Source organism: Nodosilinea sp. FACHB-141, assembly GCF_014696135.1.
Lineage (GTDB): Bacteria > Cyanobacteriota > Cyanobacteriia > Phormidesmidales > Phormidesmidaceae > Nodosilinea.
The window spans coordinates 293,765-309,757 of sequence record NZ_JACJPP010000021.1; the positions used below are offsets into that span (position 1 = coordinate 293,765).

General features: G+C 58.9%; 11 protein-coding genes and 1 pseudogene. 9 read left to right on the forward strand and 3 right to left on the reverse strand.

Translation table 11 applies throughout. The features are described 5' to 3' along the window. Positions 1-48 precede the first annotated feature (48 nt). Positions 49-2,904: a molecular chaperone DnaK gene (gene dnaK, locus H6F59_RS22225; protein WP_190705823.1), complete on the reverse strand. Its 2,856-nt coding sequence runs from the start codon at positions 2,902-2,904 to the stop codon at positions 49-51. 261 nt (positions 2,905-3,165) lie between these two features. Here dnaK and H6F59_RS22230 point away from each other — a divergent pair, with 261 nt between their 5' ends. From H6F59_RS22230 to H6F59_RS22250, 5 genes are all read left to right on the forward strand, one after another. Then, complete coding sequence (locus H6F59_RS22230) at positions 3,166-3,747, forward strand: Uma2 family endonuclease (protein WP_190705825.1); 582 nt, start codon at positions 3,166-3,168, stop codon at positions 3,745-3,747. A gap of 88 nt (positions 3,748-3,835) precedes the next feature. Next, positions 3,836-4,087 (forward strand): UPF0175 family protein, encoded by a 252-nt coding sequence (locus H6F59_RS22235; RefSeq protein WP_190705828.1) that lies wholly within the window; start codon positions 3,836-3,838, stop codon positions 4,085-4,087. After that, positions 4,084-4,572 carry a DUF3368 domain-containing protein gene (locus H6F59_RS22240; RefSeq protein ID WP_190705831.1) on the forward strand — a complete coding sequence of 163 codons (489 nt, stop codon included), beginning with the start codon at positions 4,084-4,086 and terminating at the stop codon, positions 4,570-4,572. The genes H6F59_RS22235 and H6F59_RS22240 overlap by 4 nt, the downstream gene beginning before the upstream one ends. A gap of 192 nt (positions 4,573-4,764) precedes the next feature. Further along, positions 4,765-8,007: a valine--tRNA ligase gene (locus tag H6F59_RS22245; protein WP_190705845.1), complete on the forward strand. Its 3,243-nt coding sequence runs from the start codon at positions 4,765-4,767 to the stop codon at positions 8,005-8,007. Positions 8,008-8,194: 187 nt separating this feature from the next. Beyond that, complete coding sequence (locus H6F59_RS22250) at positions 8,195-9,574, forward strand: MATE family efflux transporter (RefSeq protein ID WP_190705848.1); 1,380 nt, start codon at positions 8,195-8,197, stop codon at positions 9,572-9,574. A 42-nt stretch (positions 9,575-9,616) separates the two neighbouring features. On the opposite strand, the gene H6F59_RS22255 is transcribed toward H6F59_RS22250, so the two are convergent. Then, positions 9,617-10,027 (reverse strand): hypothetical protein, encoded by a 411-nt coding sequence (locus tag H6F59_RS22255; protein ID WP_190705851.1) that lies wholly within the window; start codon positions 10,025-10,027, stop codon positions 9,617-9,619. Positions 10,028-10,461: 434 nt separating this feature from the next. On the opposite strand from H6F59_RS22255, the gene H6F59_RS22260 reads away from it, so the two are divergent. From H6F59_RS22260 to H6F59_RS22275, 4 genes are all read left to right on the forward strand, one after another. Next, a complete protein-coding gene (locus tag H6F59_RS22260) occupies positions 10,462-11,775 on the forward strand; it encodes a cell wall metabolism sensor histidine kinase WalK (protein WP_190705855.1) in 1,314 nt (437 codons plus the stop codon). 104 nt (positions 11,776-11,879) lie between these two features. After that, positions 11,880-12,992, forward strand: coding sequence for a phosphate ABC transporter substrate-binding protein PstS (gene pstS / locus H6F59_RS22265; RefSeq protein ID WP_190705859.1), 1,113 nt, complete (start codon positions 11,880-11,882; stop codon positions 12,990-12,992). 258 nt (positions 12,993-13,250) lie between these two features. Continuing rightward, a complete protein-coding gene (dnaB, locus tag H6F59_RS22270) occupies positions 13,251-14,600 on the forward strand; it encodes a replicative DNA helicase (protein ID WP_190705863.1) in 1,350 nt (449 codons plus the stop codon). Between the two features lie 165 nt (positions 14,601-14,765). Further along, positions 14,766-15,434, forward strand: a complete 669-nt coding sequence (locus H6F59_RS22275; protein WP_190705866.1) for a dienelactone hydrolase family protein — start codon at positions 14,766-14,768, stop codon at positions 15,432-15,434. Positions 15,435-15,473: 39 nt separating this feature from the next. Here H6F59_RS22275 and H6F59_RS22280 read toward each other — a convergent pair. Next, positions 15,474-15,863, reverse strand: a pseudogene (locus H6F59_RS22280) (hypothetical protein); the annotation flags it as partial. Positions 15,864-15,993 lie beyond the last annotated feature (130 nt).

The window sequence follows — 15,993 nt, forward strand, 5'->3', positions numbered from 1 at the left end:
TGTTGGCCGGTTCGCTCCCCTAGCTGGCAGGGCGAAGTGAAGGGTGGGTTAGAGCCACTCGTCGCGATCGCTCCAGTTGTCGCCGTCGTAGCGGGGGGCAGGGCGGCGATTGTCTTGGCGAGGGGGTACCGATCTCGCAGCATCAGCGCCGCGTTCGGCGGGTGCAGGCCGCGCGCGCGTCTCTGGAGCCGGGTTTTCAGCGGGACGGTTCGCCGATGCGGGCTGCCCCCAGGGGTCGTCTTCCCAACTGTTGTCTCGGCGAGGAGCGGCGGAGGCGGTATTGGGTCGATCTGCTGGAGACGCATCGCGAGCGTAAGGGTCATAGCCCTGATCATCGTAACCACGGTTTCCAGAGCGCTCTGTTTCAGCGTCGCGATAGTCGGCATCGCCGTAGCCTGGCTCAGGGGCGCTAGGCCGGTCGTAGCGTGGGTCATCGTAGGTCGATTGACCGTAACCCGCATCGCCATAGCTAGGGCGGGCGGGCTCAGAATTTTGCGTTCTTGGGGCGTCTTGACCGTAGTCTTGGCGGCCATAGCTGGGCTGATCATAGCTACGATAGTCGTCGGCAGCGGATGGGGTATCGGTCGACGGTCTGTAGTCTTGGCGATCGTAATCCTGGCGATCGTAGCCAGGTTGCCCATAGTCCTGGCGGCCATAGTCTTGACGGCCATAGTCCGATGTGGGCGGCTGGGGACGGTTGGGTTCTTGGGGGCGGTCGTAGCCATTGCCATAGCCCTGGTCATAGCCAGAGTTGCCGTAGCTAGAGCCGCCGCTGGGACGCTCACTGTACCCCTGATTGCCGTAGCCCTGATCGCTGTATCCTGGGCTGTTGTAGTTCGGGTTGTTATAACCCTGGCCATTGTAACCGGCCGTCCCGTAGGCGCGGTTGTCGTAGGCTGGGCTATTGTAGCGCTGGCCACCCGCTCCGCCACGATTGTCGTAGTCCCAGTCGTCGTCCCAGTTCCCCCAAGTGGTAGATCCCTGGTAGCCGTAGTTGGGCCGCGCATCCAGGTCATCATCGAAGGAGAAGGTTTTCTTTAGGGTATTACCGATCTGGCCGAGGATGCCGCCTTCGGGAGCATCCTCAGCTTCGTAGAGGTAGGCCTCGCGATTGAGGTCGTAGAGTTCGTCTTGCAGCTCGGCCTGAGCAATGTCGATGCCCCGCTCGTCGCTCTTCTCTAGGTAGTCGCGTAGCTCTTGCACCAACCCTTCGATGCGGCGACGGCGATCGCGGGCAAACTGCATGCCAAAATCGAGGGCTACCTCCCGCAGCAGTCGCTCGGCTTGGAAAGTCAGCGCTTCAGCCCGGTTGCGCTTTTCGACTCGCTCACGCTGGAGGCGATCGGTTTCGGCAAACTCCTCCGCCTCGCGGATCATGCGCTGTACTTCGCCTTCTTCGAGATTAGAAGCGCCCTGGACAGTCAAACTCTGCTCGCGCCCGGTGGTCTTATCCATGGCCGACACTTGCAGAATGCCGTTGGCGTCGATATCAAAAGACACCAGCACCTGGGGTACGCCGCGCGGTGCGGGGGGAATGCCCATCAGCTTGAAGCGACCCAGGGATTTGTTGTCGGCCCCCATTTCGCGCTCGCCCTGGAGCACATGCACTTCTACTGATGTCTGGTTATTCTCCGAGGTGGAGAAGATATCCGATCGCCGCACCGGAATCGTGGTGTTGCGAGGAATTACCTTCTTCATCACGCCGCCGATAGTCTCCAGTCCCAAGGACAGAGACGTGACATCTAGCAGCATGATGTCCTGCACTTCCTGGGTGATGATGCCTGCCTGCACGGCGGCACCCACAGCCACGGCTTCATCAGGGTTCACGTTTTGGCTGGGTTCGAGGCCAATCAGACCGCGCACCAAGTCCTGCACCATGGGCATGCGGCTGCCGCCGCCCACCAGCACGACTTCGTCAACATCATTGGGGGTGAGGCCCGCATCGCTGAGGGCCTGCTTGAGGGGCGCGCGTAGGGCGCTGACCAGGTCGCCGCAGAGGCCTTCGAACTGCGATCGGCTCAGGCGCGTCTCAATATGCTTAGGGCCTTCAGGGCTCGCGGTGATAAACGGCAGGCTGATTTCGGTACTGGCTACGCCAGAAAGCTCGATCTTGGCTTTCTCGGCCGCCTCAGTTAGTCGTTGTAGAGCCTGGCGATCTTTGCGCAGGTCAATGCCCTCTTTTTCGAGGAATTCATCGGCCAGCCAGTCAACAATTTTGGTGTCGAAGTTGGTGCCGCCCAGCTGAGTATCGCCCGAGGTCGATCGCACCTCAAACACCCCATCGCCCACGTCGAGAATCGACACGTCAAAGGTGCCGCCCCCCAAGTCAAACACCAGAATGGTTTCGTTCTGCACCTGGTCGAGACCGTAAGCCAACGCTGCCGCCGTGGGCTCGTTCAAAATGCGCTTGACTTCCAGCCCGGCGATCCGCCCGGCGTTGCGGGTGGCCTGGCGCTGGGCGTCGTTAAAGTAGGCGGGCACGGTGATCACCGCCCCGGTCACTGGCTGGCCCAGGTAGCGACTGGCCTCATCCGCCAGCTTGCGCAGCACGATGGCCGAAATTTCTTCGGGGGCAAAATCTTTTTCAAGGCGGGGGCAGCGAATTTTGACGTTGCCTAAATCATCGCGGCGAATCGTGTAGGGCACCCGCTTAGAGGATGGGTCGAGCTCGGCGTAGCGACGACCCATATAGCGCTTGACACTATAAAAGGTGTTTTGGGGATTGAGCACCGCCTGCCTGCGGGCCATCTGCCCCACCAGCCGCTCGCCCTCTTTGCTAAACGCCACTACCGAGGGCGTAGTCCGCATCCCTTCGGCGTTGGCAATCACTACCGGCTTGCCGCCCTCCATTACAGAGACCACGGAGTTGGTCGTACCCAGGTCGATGCCAACTACTTTTCCCATGCGCTCTGGCGTCTCCTTATCTGTCGGACTGCGTGCTCAATGAAGGTTAGCACCGAGGGGGCATCGCTTCTGCCAACCTACTTACATCAACTTTCTTAATGATAGTCTGTCACAGGCTGGCCTAGATTCTACCGCACGGCTTTTGGAGGCTTAGTAAAGGTTGAAAGAGAGAGGATAAAGGTGATTGGCTTAGCAGTATCTCTGAGCCTACGAATGGCCTAGACTGGAGCTATCTTGAGAGCGCTTAGCCTTCTTTGGTTTATGGTGCAGACGCAGCCCAGGTTCTATAGCTTTGAAGAGTATCTGGCCTACGACGACGGCACGGAACATTTTTACGAGCTATTTAATGGAGAACTGATTGCGGTGCCGCCAGAGTCGGGGCAAAACGTACAAATTGCCAATCGCCTGCTGCTAGTCTTTGCGCTGCTATTAGGAATAGACCGGGTGCGGGGGCATGGCCTGGAGCTAGAAGTCAGGGGTGAACCAAAAAATCGTTATCCTGACCTGACGGTAATTCAGCCTGAACACATCGAGCTGTTGGCGAAGCGCAACACCATTCGCCTGACGATGCCGCCCCCAGCGCTGGTGGTCGAGGTAGTTAGCCCTGGAGAATTGCAGTGGGAGCGCGACTACGTAGCTAAGCGTGCCCAGTATGAAGACTTAGGCATTCCTGAATACTGGATCATCAACCCCCAAGATCGCACGGTGCTGGTGCTAGCGCAGCAGGGTCGGGGGTTTGACCCGGTAGGAACCTTTGCCGGAGAGCAACGCATAGAGTCGGCCCAGTTCGCCGATCTTACGCTGACCGCCGCTCAACTTTTTGCGGCGGGGTTGCCGGAATAGAACGCCATAGTAGGGGTGCAGTTTTATTGACCGCGATCGCACCCTGCCTGCAGACTTTCAAAGACAATCCTTAGGGTAACCACCCTCTATGCGCATCAATCTGAATATTCCTGATGAAGTTGCCCAGTGCCCAACCTTTTCTAGGTCCGACTGGCTGCGGGAAATGGCGATTTCCTTGTTTGAGCAGGAGCGGGTTACCTTGGGCATCGCCAGCCAGATTGCAGGCATCCACCTAATGGAGTTTCAAAGAATCATCGGCAGTCGCGGCGTTTGTGCCCACTACGATGCCGAAGAGTTTGTTAACGACATTGAAAACCTGCGCAGCCGGGGTTGGCTATGACCATTGTGAGCGATGCTTCATCTCTGGGCAGCTTGGCCCTGATTGACTGCCTCTGGCTGCTGGAAGCGCTCTACGGCACTGTGGTGATTTCAGACGTGGTGGCGAGGGAGCTAGCAACAGCTAAGAATGCTCGCATTCAGGCGGTGTTATCGGTCAGTTGGGTCAAGGTGCGGGTGCCGACGGAGAGTGCGATCGCAACCATTCAGCAGCAAGGCCAGCAGCTCGACCTGGGCGAAACTCAAACCCTGGCCCTGGCCCTCCAGCTCAACGCCGACGAACTGCTGATCAACGAGCGCAGAGGACGGCAGGTCGCCCAAGCGCTGGGTCTGTCGGCGATCGGCATCGTTGGCATTGTCATCGTCGCCAAGCAGCGGGCGCTGATTCCCAGCGTGCGACGGGTGATGGATGCCCTGGTGGAGCTGGCTGGCTTTCGCATCAGCCACCAGCTTTACCAAAAGATTCTTAAGTTTGTCGATGAAATCTAAGGTCTCAGCGAACGGGGTTCAGGGTTTAAGGTTCAGGGTTCAGGGCTGCACCTTAAACCCTAAACCCTAGACCTAATACCTCAAACCCGTTAGCCCTTGATACCCAGCAACTCCCCAGGTTCACCATCAAAATGACAGGATCCCTAGGTACACTGTCTTTAATGCAATAGTCCCCGCGCTCCAGGTTTTGTGATGACGGCCACCGTTCCCGCTCTCTCCGCCCAGTACGACCCCACGCAGACCGAAACCAAGTGGCAGGCTCAGTGGGAAGAGAACCAGGTCTTTAAAGCCGACCCCGACCACCCCGGCGAACCCTACTGCGTGGTGATTCCGCCGCCGAACGTGACCGGCAGTCTGCACATGGGCCACGCCTTTGAGAATGCGCTGATCGACACTCTGGTGCGCTACCAACGTATGGCTGGGCGCAACACCCTGTGGCTGCCGGGCACCGACCACGCCAGCATTGCGGTGAGCACGATTTTAGATCGGCAGTTCCAAGATGAGGGGTTGAAGAAGGAGGATGTGGGGCGCGATCGCTACCTGGATCGCGCCTGGGAATGGAAGGCTGAGTCGGGTGGCACCATCGTCAACCAGCTGCGTAAGCTGGGCGTCTCGGTGGACTGGAGCCGCGAGCGCTTCACCATGGATGAAGGGCTCAACACTGCGGTGCTAACCGCCTTTACCCAGCTCTACGACGAGGGGCTGATCTACCGGGGCAACTACATGGTCAACTGGTGCCCCGCCAGCCAATCGGCGGTGTCTGACCTAGAGGTGGAGCAGCGGGAGGTAGACGGCCATCTGTGGCACTTCCGCTACCCCTTTACCGACGGTTCAGGCTACCTGGAAGTCGCTACCACCCGCCCCGAAACCATGCTGGGCGACACGGCAGTGGCAGTGAACCCCAACGACGATCGCTACCGCGACATGGTGGGCAAAACCTTGACACTGCCAATTGTGAACCGCGAAATTCCTGTCATCGCCGATGACTATGTCGATGCGGAGTTTGGCACCGGCTGCGTCAAAGTCACCCCTGCCCACGACCCCAACGACTTTGCCATGGGCCAGCGCCACAACCTGCCCATGGTCACCGTCATGAACAAAGACGGCACCATGAATGAAAACACTGCCCATTTTCAGGGGCTAGACCGTTTTGAAGCCCGCAGTGCAGTGGTGCGTCAGCTCGATAACGAAGGCTTTCTAGTGCGCATCGAGGACTACCGCCACACGGTGCCCTACAGCGATCGCGGCAAGGTGCCCATCGAGCCACTGCTCTCCACCCAGTGGTTCGTCAAAATTCGGCCTTTGGCAGACAAAGCGTTGGACTATCTCGACAACCGCCAAGAGCCCAAGTTTGTGCCCGAGCGCTGGACGAAGGTGTACCGCGACTGGCTGGTCAACCTCAAAGACTGGTGCATCTCGCGCCAACTGTGGTGGGGCCACCAAATTCCGGCTTGGTACGCCGTTAGCGAAACCAACGGCGAAATCACTGACGACACTCCCTTTTTCGTGGCAGCCACCGAAGCAGAGGCTAGGGAAAAGGCCACCGATCGCTATGGTGAATGGGTGGAACTGGTGCGCGACCCCGACGTACTCGACACCTGGTTTTCGTCAGGCCTGTGGCCCTTCTCAACCATGGGCTGGCCCGATGAATCGGCTCAGGACTTCCAGACCTACTACCCCACGACCACCCTGGTTACCGGCTTCGACATCATCTTCTTCTGGGTGGCCCGCATGACTCTGATGGCGGGGCACTTCACCGACACCATGCCCTTTGAGACCGTCTATATTCACGGTCTGGTGCGCGATGAAAACAACAAAAAGATGTCGAAGTCGGCCAATAACGGCATCGACCCCCTGGTGCTGATCAACAAGTACGGCACCGACGCCCTGCGCTACACCCTGATTCGCGAAGTTACCGGGGCGGGCCAAGACATTCGCCTGGAGTACGATCGCAACACCGACGAATCCGTCTCGGTGGAAGCTTCTCGCAACTTCACCAACAAGCTGTGGAACGCCTCCCGCTTTGTAATGATGAACCTGGGCGGGCAATCTCCCGACAGCCTAGGTGTGCCCGATGTAGCGGGGCTGGAGCTGGCTGATCGCTGGATTTTGTCTCGCTTTAACCGAGTTGTGCAGAGCGTGCGCGACAACCTAGACCAGTACGGCATGGGCGAAGCCGCCAAAGACCTTTACGAATTTGTGTGGGGCGACTTCTGCGACTGGTACATCGAGCTGGTCAAGCCCCGCCTCCAAGGGGAAGGCTCGTCGAAGTTCACTGCAGCTCAGCAAACCCTAGCCTTTGTGCTCGACGGCATTCTCAAACTGCTGCACCCGTTTATGCCCCACATTACCGAGGAGCTGTGGCACACCCTCAACCAGGTGGGCAACGACCAGTTTTTGGCTGTGCAGCCCTACCCTACGGTGCAGCCTGACCTCATTGACGATGCCCTAGAGCAGCAGTTTGCTCTGGTGTTTAACACCGTGCGCACTGTGCGCAACCTACGGGCTGAGGCCGGTATTAAACCCAGCCTGCGCATTGAGACCATTCTCGAAAGCGAGAGTGCTGACGAGCGCCATATTCTGCAAGCCACCGCCGACTACATCAAAGACCTGGGCAAAATCGATACCCTGGTGATTCTCGGTGGCAAGCAGCCGGTCTCTACAGCCCACAGCGGTGAAACGAGCGCTACATCGCTGAATTCCTCAACGGAGCTGAGCGACAACCCGGTGGTGGCCGAAGTGCAAGGCTTCTGGCACAACCTGCTGCCCCTGCTTGACGACCCTCTGCACTACGGCGACTTGTTTTTTACCGCTTTGCGCCGTCCCGCTTTTACCATGCTGTGGATTTTGGTGGGTCTGGTGGCCCTCAAGTTTACGGGGGCGTTGGTGAGCGCGGTTGACAGCACCCCCATCTTTGGTGCCCTGATGGAGCTGGTGGGGCTGTGGGTGACGGTTAACTTTGTGCGGCAGAACTTGCTCAGCGGGGGCGATCGCGCCCGCCTCAATCAGACCTACCAGCAGTGGCGGCACAAGGTGCTTGACCCCGATATCGCAGCGCCAGCTCCCACCCCGGGCCTGCTGCCTGCGCCCGTGCCCCAAGAAGGCAGCGATGACGGTGCCCCCACCCCCCACGATGAGGGCCACGATACGGTTAGAGGGGATGGGGAGCCGAATCAAAAGCTGTTTGCTGGGGTCACCGGCACCGTGCAGGTACTCATTCCTTTGACGGGCGTGGTAGATGTCGATGCCCTCAGAGCCAAGGTGGAAAAAGACCTGGGCAAGGTGGAGGCGGAGATCAAGTCGCTCTCGGGGCGGCTGAGCAACCCCGGCTTTGTGGACAAAGCCCCCGCCGATGTGGTGCAGGGAGCCCGCGATTCCCTGGCCGAGGCCGAAGCTCAGGCGACCATTCTCAAGGCGCGGCTGGCAATGCTTTAAGGGGCAACAGGCGCCAATTCTCTGACGGCGAAATCTCGAAAGACTTCCCCTACCCACTGAGCAAGGGATTTCCCCCTTGCAGGAATCCGCAATCGTCTACAAAAGGGGGTATGGGTAAGGACTTTACAGCTAAGGATTAGGATCAACTGAGCTACGGGGCATTCACTAAACTGGGCTCGATCTTTGAATGCGTACACAGAGTAGATCCGTTGCCCAAATCAAAACTGGCTCAGAGGTGCGAGCATTTTTAGCCCTGGCGGTGCCCCTGGCCGGGGCTCAAGTGGCCCAGGCTGCTGTTGGTTTTGTCGACACCCTAATGATGGGGCGACTGGGGGCCGAAACCTTGGCGGCGGGTGGCCTAGCGGCCATTAGCTTTCAGCTACTGCTGGCGGTGATCGGCGGGTTTGTGATGACCGTGGGGCCGCTGGTGGCCCAGGCCTTTGGGGCGGGGCAAAGGGAGCAGGTTGAGGCGATCGCTCGGCAGGGGTTTTGGCTCTCGCTAGGGCTGAGTCTGCCAATGATGGCGGTGCTGAGCCAGCTCGATCGGATGCTGCTGGGGCTGGGGCAGCCCGAGGCGATCGCCGCCCTCACCACCCCCTACTTTCAGGGGATTTTGTGGGGCGCATTTCCGGCCCTGGCCTTTGCCATGCTGAGGGGCTACGCGGCGGCCCTAGCTGAGGCCCAGGTAGTGATTGTGATTGTGCTGGTGGGCACAGTCTTCAACATTGTGGGCAACTATGCCCTGGGGTTTGGCAAATGGGGCTTCCCGGCCCTGGGGCTGGGGGGGCTGGGGCTATCTAGCGGGCTGAGCTACTGGCTGATGTTTGGGCTATTTTTGCTCTACACCCTCAAACACCCCAATTTGAAGGAATACCGCTTTTGGCGCGGCTGGCACCGATTGCAGCCCCGGTTGGTCGGTCGGCTGCTGGGCATGGGGGGCGAGATCGCCGTTACCATCGCCCTAGAATTTAGCCTGTTTGCCGTGGTCACGTTTTTGATGGGTATCCTTGGCCCTGAGGTGCTGGCCGCCCACCAAACCGTATACCAAACGATTTACCTGATTTTTATGGTGCCCTTGGGTATGTCCTACGCGGCGACGGCGCGGGTGGGACTGGCTTTTGGTCAGCAGGATATGGGCGCGGCGCGACGGGCAGGGTATATGGCGATGGCGATCGCCGCTGCCTTTATGCTCCTGGCCACCCTTGGGCTGCTGCTGTTTCGCCAGTCCATCATTGGCCTGTATCTAGATCTGCGCGACTCGACCAATGATCCGGTGGTCGCCCTGGCTCTGCCGATGCTTTTTGTGGCGGCACTGGCCCAACTTACCGACGGCGTTCAGCGAGTCGCTTCAGGGGCGCTCTACGGGCTGCAAGATACCCGCATGCCCATGGTGCTCAGCGGGCTAGCCTTCTGGGGCGTAGGGCTGACTACGGGCTATCTCCTAGGCTTTTGGCTTGGCCTCGACGGGGTTGGGCTGTGGATTGGCCAATCTATTGGGGTAGCCACCGCCGGAATAATTTTTGTGATCCGGTTCCATCGCTTGACCCGCCCCGGTCGGGCAGTCTGACAGCAGCGCACAAGCTCCAGGGCCATGGTGAGCCAGGGTAGTTTATGGACGCACGGTTTCGTAGCGAATGAGGCGACGAATGGTGTCTGTAGAAACATTCAGCCGCTGCGCCATTTCGGCCTCAATGGCCGCTGGTGATCGCATCGGTAGGTAAAAGTCGAGGGTGCGAGGCACCGGCTTCACCACAATCACCTCAACCCGAGTTGCCCGGCGATCGCCCCCAGCAGCCGGAGCCTGACCCTCGTTGTCAATGACCGCGCGAATGCTGAGAATGCCTTCGTCCTGCGCCGCCGTATTGGTCGCTAAAACCAGAGGTGCGATCGCCCGGCCCGCCACCCCCAGGTAGTGATGAGTCCAGCCGTAGCCAGCCAGCCAAAATGCGGCCCCCAACAGCCCCAGGGGTAGCCAAAACTCAAGGCCAGAGTGAGTAAGGAGACGTTTGAGCGCAGGCATAGGCGATGGGGAAAGTTGGGAAGTGGGTAATGTAGGGGATGATTCTCAAGCTTAACGTCACCAGCATCACATCCACCCATCCACCCACCCACTCATCCACCCATCCACCCGCCCACCCATCCACCCCTCTCCTCTTCACACTTCCCTTGGGTAAACTAATTAATGGTAAACAGCAGGTTAAGCTAGCAAAGCGAGAGTTGTAGCCTTGAGAACACTTGCTGCGTCATCCCAATCGGATGCAACCCACAGCCAGCTAGAACAAGCCCTGTAGGCCCTGGGCACCGAGCCCTGACAATGCCCTCGCTAAGCTCGTGCAACATCTGGCTCGCACCCATCGATGGCAGAGGCGATCGCTTCAGCATTCGCGAACTCTGTGCCTAAGCCCGTCTGATCCCATCCACTCACCTCCCATCCCCTCGTCTCCCCATCTCCCCATGTTTACCCGCAGCCGCAAACACCTCACCCAGTGGCTCATGCTGACCATGGGCAGCGTTTTTGTGGTGTTTGGCGGGTTGCTCTACGTCATTGAAGTGGAGCGGGAGCTAAACAAACTCGACCAGCAGCTCTACCGCGAAGCGGAGCTGATGATTAGCAGCGGCGGCGCTGACTCGTCGCCCAATCCGACCTACCCCGTGCAGTTTCAGATCAAAACGGTGCCGCTGCTGGGGGGCAGCACCCTCAGCGTTAGCTCAGATCTGGTCTACGCCCGCTGGTACGACACCAACAACCACCTGCTGATGTTTTTTGGGCCGCTGTCGGGCGATCAGCGCGACATTCAGCCTGGTTACAGAACTCTGACCTATGAGGGCCAACGCCTGCGCCAGATGACGGTGCCCATTGAGTCGGAGGGGCAAACCCTGGGGCACCTAGAACTGGCCACTACCCTGGTACCGGTGGAAACTGCCCTCAACCAAGTTCGACTGGTTTTAAGCCTGGGGCTGCCGGTGGGGGTGGGCCTGATTGGGCTGCTGAGCTGGTGGTTTGCGGGCCAGGTGATGCGGCCCATTCAGTTGTCGTACCAGCGATTAGAACAATTCAGTGCCGATGCTAGCCACGAGCTGAGGACGCCAATGGCCGCCATTCTCAGTCAGGCCGAGCTGGGGCTGATGACAGCTTCGCCCCAAGAGCAGGTGGCGCGGCTTCAGCACATTGCCGGGCTGGCCCAGTCGATGGGTCAGCTGATTAACAGTTTGCTGGTGCTGGTGACAGCCGATCGCTGGTCGGGCACCCAGCAGTGCAACCTCACCCTCTTGGTAAAAGAACTCGCCCGCGAGTATCAGCCTCAAGTCAAGGCTAAGGGGCTTTGGTGGCGGCTAGAGCTGCCCCAGGCCCCCCTCTGGGTGAATGGAGACGCCAATTTGCTCCGACAGGCGATTGCCAACCTGCTCAGCAATGCCTGCCGCTACACCGCTACCGGCGGAGAGGTCGCCCTCTCCCTCAGCCACCGCGTCGACCGAATTATTATTACTGTGCAGGACAGCGGCATCGGCATTCCGGCGGCCGATTTGCCCCGCGTGTTTGACCGCTTTTACCGGGTTGACAAGGCGCGATCGCGCGATACTGGCGGCTTCGGGCTGGGGCTGGCGATCGCCCAGCAAATTGTTCAGGCGCACCAGGGCAAACTTACTGTAGTCAGCACCGAAAACCAGGGGTCAACCTTCACCATTACCCTGCCGTTACTTCTGCCTGCCAATGCCCAGGGGCAACCTGCTCCCCCGCAGACCTCGGGTTACAAGGCAAAGTGCTAGACCAAACACGTCATTGATTTCTCGTCGGCCAGATTACTACGGAAGATGCTTGAAACCCCTCACTCTACCGTTGACCGTCAAAAACTGTCCGGAGTGCTGTTCCGATGATTGTTGAGCGCAAAGTATGGCTAGCAGCGGCTTTGCCCGTGGTTTTGGCGGTAGCGGCCTGCGGTGGCGGCTCTTCTCCCACCGCCGAGACCGACTCCGATGCTTCCCCAGTGTCCGCTGGCAATGGCAGCGGCACCACCATTGCGATCAGTGGCGCTGGGGCGACCTTCCCCGCGCCGATTTTTCAGCGCTGGTTTGACGCCTATACCCGGCAAGTTGACTTCGATGTGCAGGTGAGCTACCAGTCGGTGGGCAGTGGCGCTGGCCTAGAGCAGTACATCGCCGGCACCGTAGACTTTGGCGCGTCTGAGGCCCCAATTACCGATTCCGAAGATCTCACCCAGGCTTTCGTCGACGCCTTTGGTTACGCCCCCATTCAGGTGCCGATCACTGGCGGTTTATTATCGTTCTCCTATAATCTTCCTGGGATTGACGATCTGGAGCTGCGCCTTTCCCGCGATGTCTACTGCGGCATCGTCACGGGCGAAATTACCCAGTGGAGCGACCCTGCGATCGCAGCGATCAACCCCGATCTAGAGATGCCTGACCTGCCCATCACCTGGGCTCACCGCTCCGACAGTTCGGGCACCACCTTTGTCTTTGTCAACCACATTGACACCGTCTGCGACGGCTGGTCAGGCGGCGTTGGCACCTCCGTTGACTGGCCCGTGGGCATTGGCGGCCAGGGCAATGAGGGGGTAGCCGCTACGATTCAGCAAACCGAAGGCGCGATTGGCTATCTGTCCTACGCCTATGCTGCCCTCATGGACATCGATTCAGCGTTGGTAGAAAACAACGCCGGCAACTACGTCGAGCCCTCCCCTGAAACCGCAGGCAATGCCCTTCTCGATGAAGAAATACCAGACGACTTTGCCCTGCTTGTCCCCGACCCAACTGGCGAAAACTCCTACCCCATCGTCGGTCTAACCTGGGTGATGATCTACAAGAACTACGAAGACGCAGCCAAGTGGAACGCCATGCGCGACGTGTTTGAGTGGTCCCTCGGCTCCGAAGGCCGCGCCATTGCTGAGGAATTGCTCTATGTGCCTCTGCCTGAGCCGCTGGTGGAGCGGATTCAAGAGGTGTTTGATACCGTTAACGCGGGCTAATTTAAACCTCATTGCTCTGGGGTACCTAGTCAAGGCAGGGCGCTCTCGCTAACGTTTGCTGCGGCCTTTTGGCCGCGTGAAACCAGCCCTCGGGAAACTTGGTTAAAGGCTATAGGCCCCATTGCGCTGTGGGCAATTTTGAAGAGTTGTTTCGCCATAAGCGCGCTGGAAGCCTAAGCGCGTTCCTGAATTTGGCTAGGCCACACCAGGGAAGACGGGTTTAAAGCACAATTAAATCTATTCCCCTCCTCCAAGGTCATGGTTCAGAATCTCAAATTTGATGCGGTCAGCGATCGCCTGCCACCCCAAAACATTGAAGCCGAAGAGGCCATTTTGGGCGGTATTTTGCTCGACCCTGAAGCCATTAACCGGGTGATGGAGATTCTCACCCCTGACGCCTTTTACATCGGTGCCCACCGCGATATTTACAAAGGGGCGCTGGCCCTCCACGCCAAGGGGCAGCCCGCCGATCTAATGACCATCGCCGTCTGGCTAAAGGACAACGGCAAGCTCGAACAGGTGGGTGGTCAAACCCGCTTGGCTCAACTGGTCGATCGCACCATTAGCGCCGCCAACATCGACCAGTACGCCACTCTGGTGATGGATAAATACACCCGCCGCCTGCTGATTCAAACCGGCGGCGAGATCTCTCAGCTGGGCTACGACACGACCTTGCCCATTGAGAATGTGATGGATCAGTCGGAGCAACGGCTGTTTGGCATTACCCAGTCGCGACCCCAGGGAGGCTTGACCTCAACCTCCGATATTTTGATTGAGACGTTTTCGGAGATTGAGCAGCGATCGCTCGGCGTCGTGCTGCCCGGCATCCCCTGCGGCTTCTACGACTTAGATGCCATGACCCAGGGTTTTCAGCGCTCAGACCTGATTATCGCCGCTGCTCGTCCGTCAATGGGCAAGACCAGCTTTGTGCTCAATATAGCTCGCAACATTGCTGCTTTACAGAAGCTTCCTGTAGCTATTTATAGCTTGGAAATGTCGAAGGTGCAGTTGGTCTATCGCCTGCTCTCCAGCGAAGTGGAGATGGAAAGCAGCCGCCTGCGCACCGGACGCATTGCCCAGAACGAGTGGGAAAAACTGGGCCACGCCATCAGCATTCTCTCCCAGATGCCAATTTTCATCGACGACACTCCCAGCATTTCGGTGACCGAGATTCGCTCTCGCTGCCGCCGCCTCCAGGCCGAGCAGGGTGGAGCCCTAGGGCTGATTTTGATCGACTATCTGCAACTGATGGAGGGCGGCGGCGACAACCGGGTGCAGGAACTGTCGAAGATGACGCGATCGCTCAAGGGTCTCGCCCGCGAACTCAACGTGCCGATCATCGCCCTCTCCCAGCTCAGCCGGGGTGTCGAATCGCGCACCAACAAGCGCCCGATGATGAGTGATCTACGTGAATCTGGAGCGATCGAGCAGGACGCTGACTTGATCATGATGCTCTACCGCGAAGAGTACTACGACCCCGACACCCCCGATCGCGGCATTGCTGAAATCATCATCACTAAACACCGCAACGGCCCTACCGGCACCGTCAAACTGCTGTTCGAGCCGCAGTTTACCCGCTTCCGCAACCTGGCTACTCCGGGGATGTAGCGATCGCCGTTAGGCTCAACCGAAACCGCTGGAGAGCACTGGTCGTAACCCCTAGAGGGCTGCAACTCAACCTCCAGCGCTTAGATTTTGCTCCTTTGAGAGGTAATCTAGCGTTAACGCAGCCTCTCCTTTGGAGAAGCGCGACTCAACCTCAGGAGACCTCCCATGGGCGACATGATTAGCTTTAAGCGACCCGATGGCCAATCGTGCCAGGGCTACTACGTCGAGCCAGCCAGCGGCAGCACTGCCCCTGGCATTGTCGTGATTCAAGAGTGGTGGGGCCTCAACAACCAGATCAAGGGCGTGGCCGATCAGCTGGTTCAGCAGGGCTACCGAGTGCTGGTGCCCGACCTCTACAAGGGCGAAGTCACCGTCGAAACTGCCGAGGCCGAGCACCTGATGGGCGAGCTCGACTTTGGCGATGCTGCCACCCAAAACATTCGCGGCGCGGTGCAGCACCTCAAGGCCACCAGCCCCAAGGTGGCGGTGATGGGCTACTGCATGGGCGGGGCGCTGACGGTACTGGCCGCCGTGTACGCTCCCGAGACTGACGTGGCCATCAGCTGGTACGGGGTGCCTCCGGCAGAAGCTGCCGATGTCAGCACGATCGCAATTCCGTTCCAAGGGCACTTTGCCCAGCAAGACGAGTTCTTTTCGCCAGACGCGGTGAAGGCGTTTGAAGCGCGGCTCCAGGAGGGCGGCGTGAACTACGAATCCTACTGGTACGACGCTCACCACGCCTTTGGTAACGAAAACAACGACATCCACGACCCCGAAGCTACCCAGCTAGCTTGGGAGCGATCGCTCACCTTCCTCGCCACTCACTTGGCCTAGACCCTAGCCATAATGGCTAGCGCAAACCGGCAAGGTTTAGAGCTTGCCGTAGGGCTGAGTGGTGCGAATTGACAGCTCACCATTGTCTGCCGCTGAAAGAAACTCCATAACCACCGCTACGGGGTCGCCTTCCAAGTGGGGGGTGTAGCTGCGGCGCACTAGCTCTGGAGGGTAGGGGTTGACCCGAGGCACGTGGAACCAGTCGGGTGCCTTGACCACAATCTCACCGTCCATTCTGACTACCAGACCAAAGTTGGAGCCAATCAACATCTCAGGCCGAATTCGCTGAGCCGCGCCTAGGGCATCGGTAAGGGCGGCGGCTAGGAGCGGCTGTTGAATGTTTTCCACTGGGTCATCGGGCAGCTGAAAGTCATCGGGCAGCTGCTCCCAGGTAATGGTAGGGCCAGTGCGGGGCTGAGCTTGAACCATAGTCGCTCCTCAAGCAAAACCGTTTGCGGCTGTTGTCTGTCTCTATCCTAATCCGTCACTTCTCTGCCGCTGGATGCAGGCTGATGCAGGCATACGAAATCAATTGGTAAACCCCGATTCCTGATCAGGA

Bases quoted from the DNA above. Each gene is read 5' to 3' on its own strand.
- H6F59_RS22240 (WP_190705831.1), top strand. From the start codon at position 4,084: ATGACCATTGTGAGCGATGCTTCATCTCTGGGCAGCTTGGCCCTGATT.
- H6F59_RS22230 (WP_190705825.1), top strand. From the start codon at position 3,166: ATGGTGCAGACGCAGCCCAGGTTCTATAGCTTTGAAGAGTATCTGGCC.
- H6F59_RS22275 (WP_190705866.1), top strand. From the start codon at position 14,766: ATGGGCGACATGATTAGCTTTAAGCGACCCGATGGCCAATCGTGCCAG.
- dnaB (WP_190705863.1), top strand. From the start codon at position 13,251: ATGGTTCAGAATCTCAAATTTGATGCGGTCAGCGATCGCCTGCCACCC.
- dnaK (WP_190705823.1), bottom strand. From the start codon at position 2,904: ATGGGAAAAGTAGTTGGCATCGACCTGGGTACGACCAACTCCGTGGTC.
- H6F59_RS22245 (WP_190705845.1), top strand. From the start codon at position 4,765: ATGACGGCCACCGTTCCCGCTCTCTCCGCCCAGTACGACCCCACGCAG.
- H6F59_RS22250 (WP_190705848.1), top strand. From the start codon at position 8,195: ATGCGTACACAGAGTAGATCCGTTGCCCAAATCAAAACTGGCTCAGAG.
- H6F59_RS22255 (WP_190705851.1), bottom strand. From the start codon at position 10,027: ATGCCTGCGCTCAAACGTCTCCTTACTCACTCTGGCCTTGAGTTTTGG.
- H6F59_RS22235 (WP_190705828.1), top strand. From the start codon at position 3,836: ATGCGCATCAATCTGAATATTCCTGATGAAGTTGCCCAGTGCCCAACC.
- H6F59_RS22260 (WP_190705855.1), top strand. From the start codon at position 10,462: ATGTTTACCCGCAGCCGCAAACACCTCACCCAGTGGCTCATGCTGACC.
- pstS (WP_190705859.1), top strand. From the start codon at position 11,880: ATGATTGTTGAGCGCAAAGTATGGCTAGCAGCGGCTTTGCCCGTGGTT.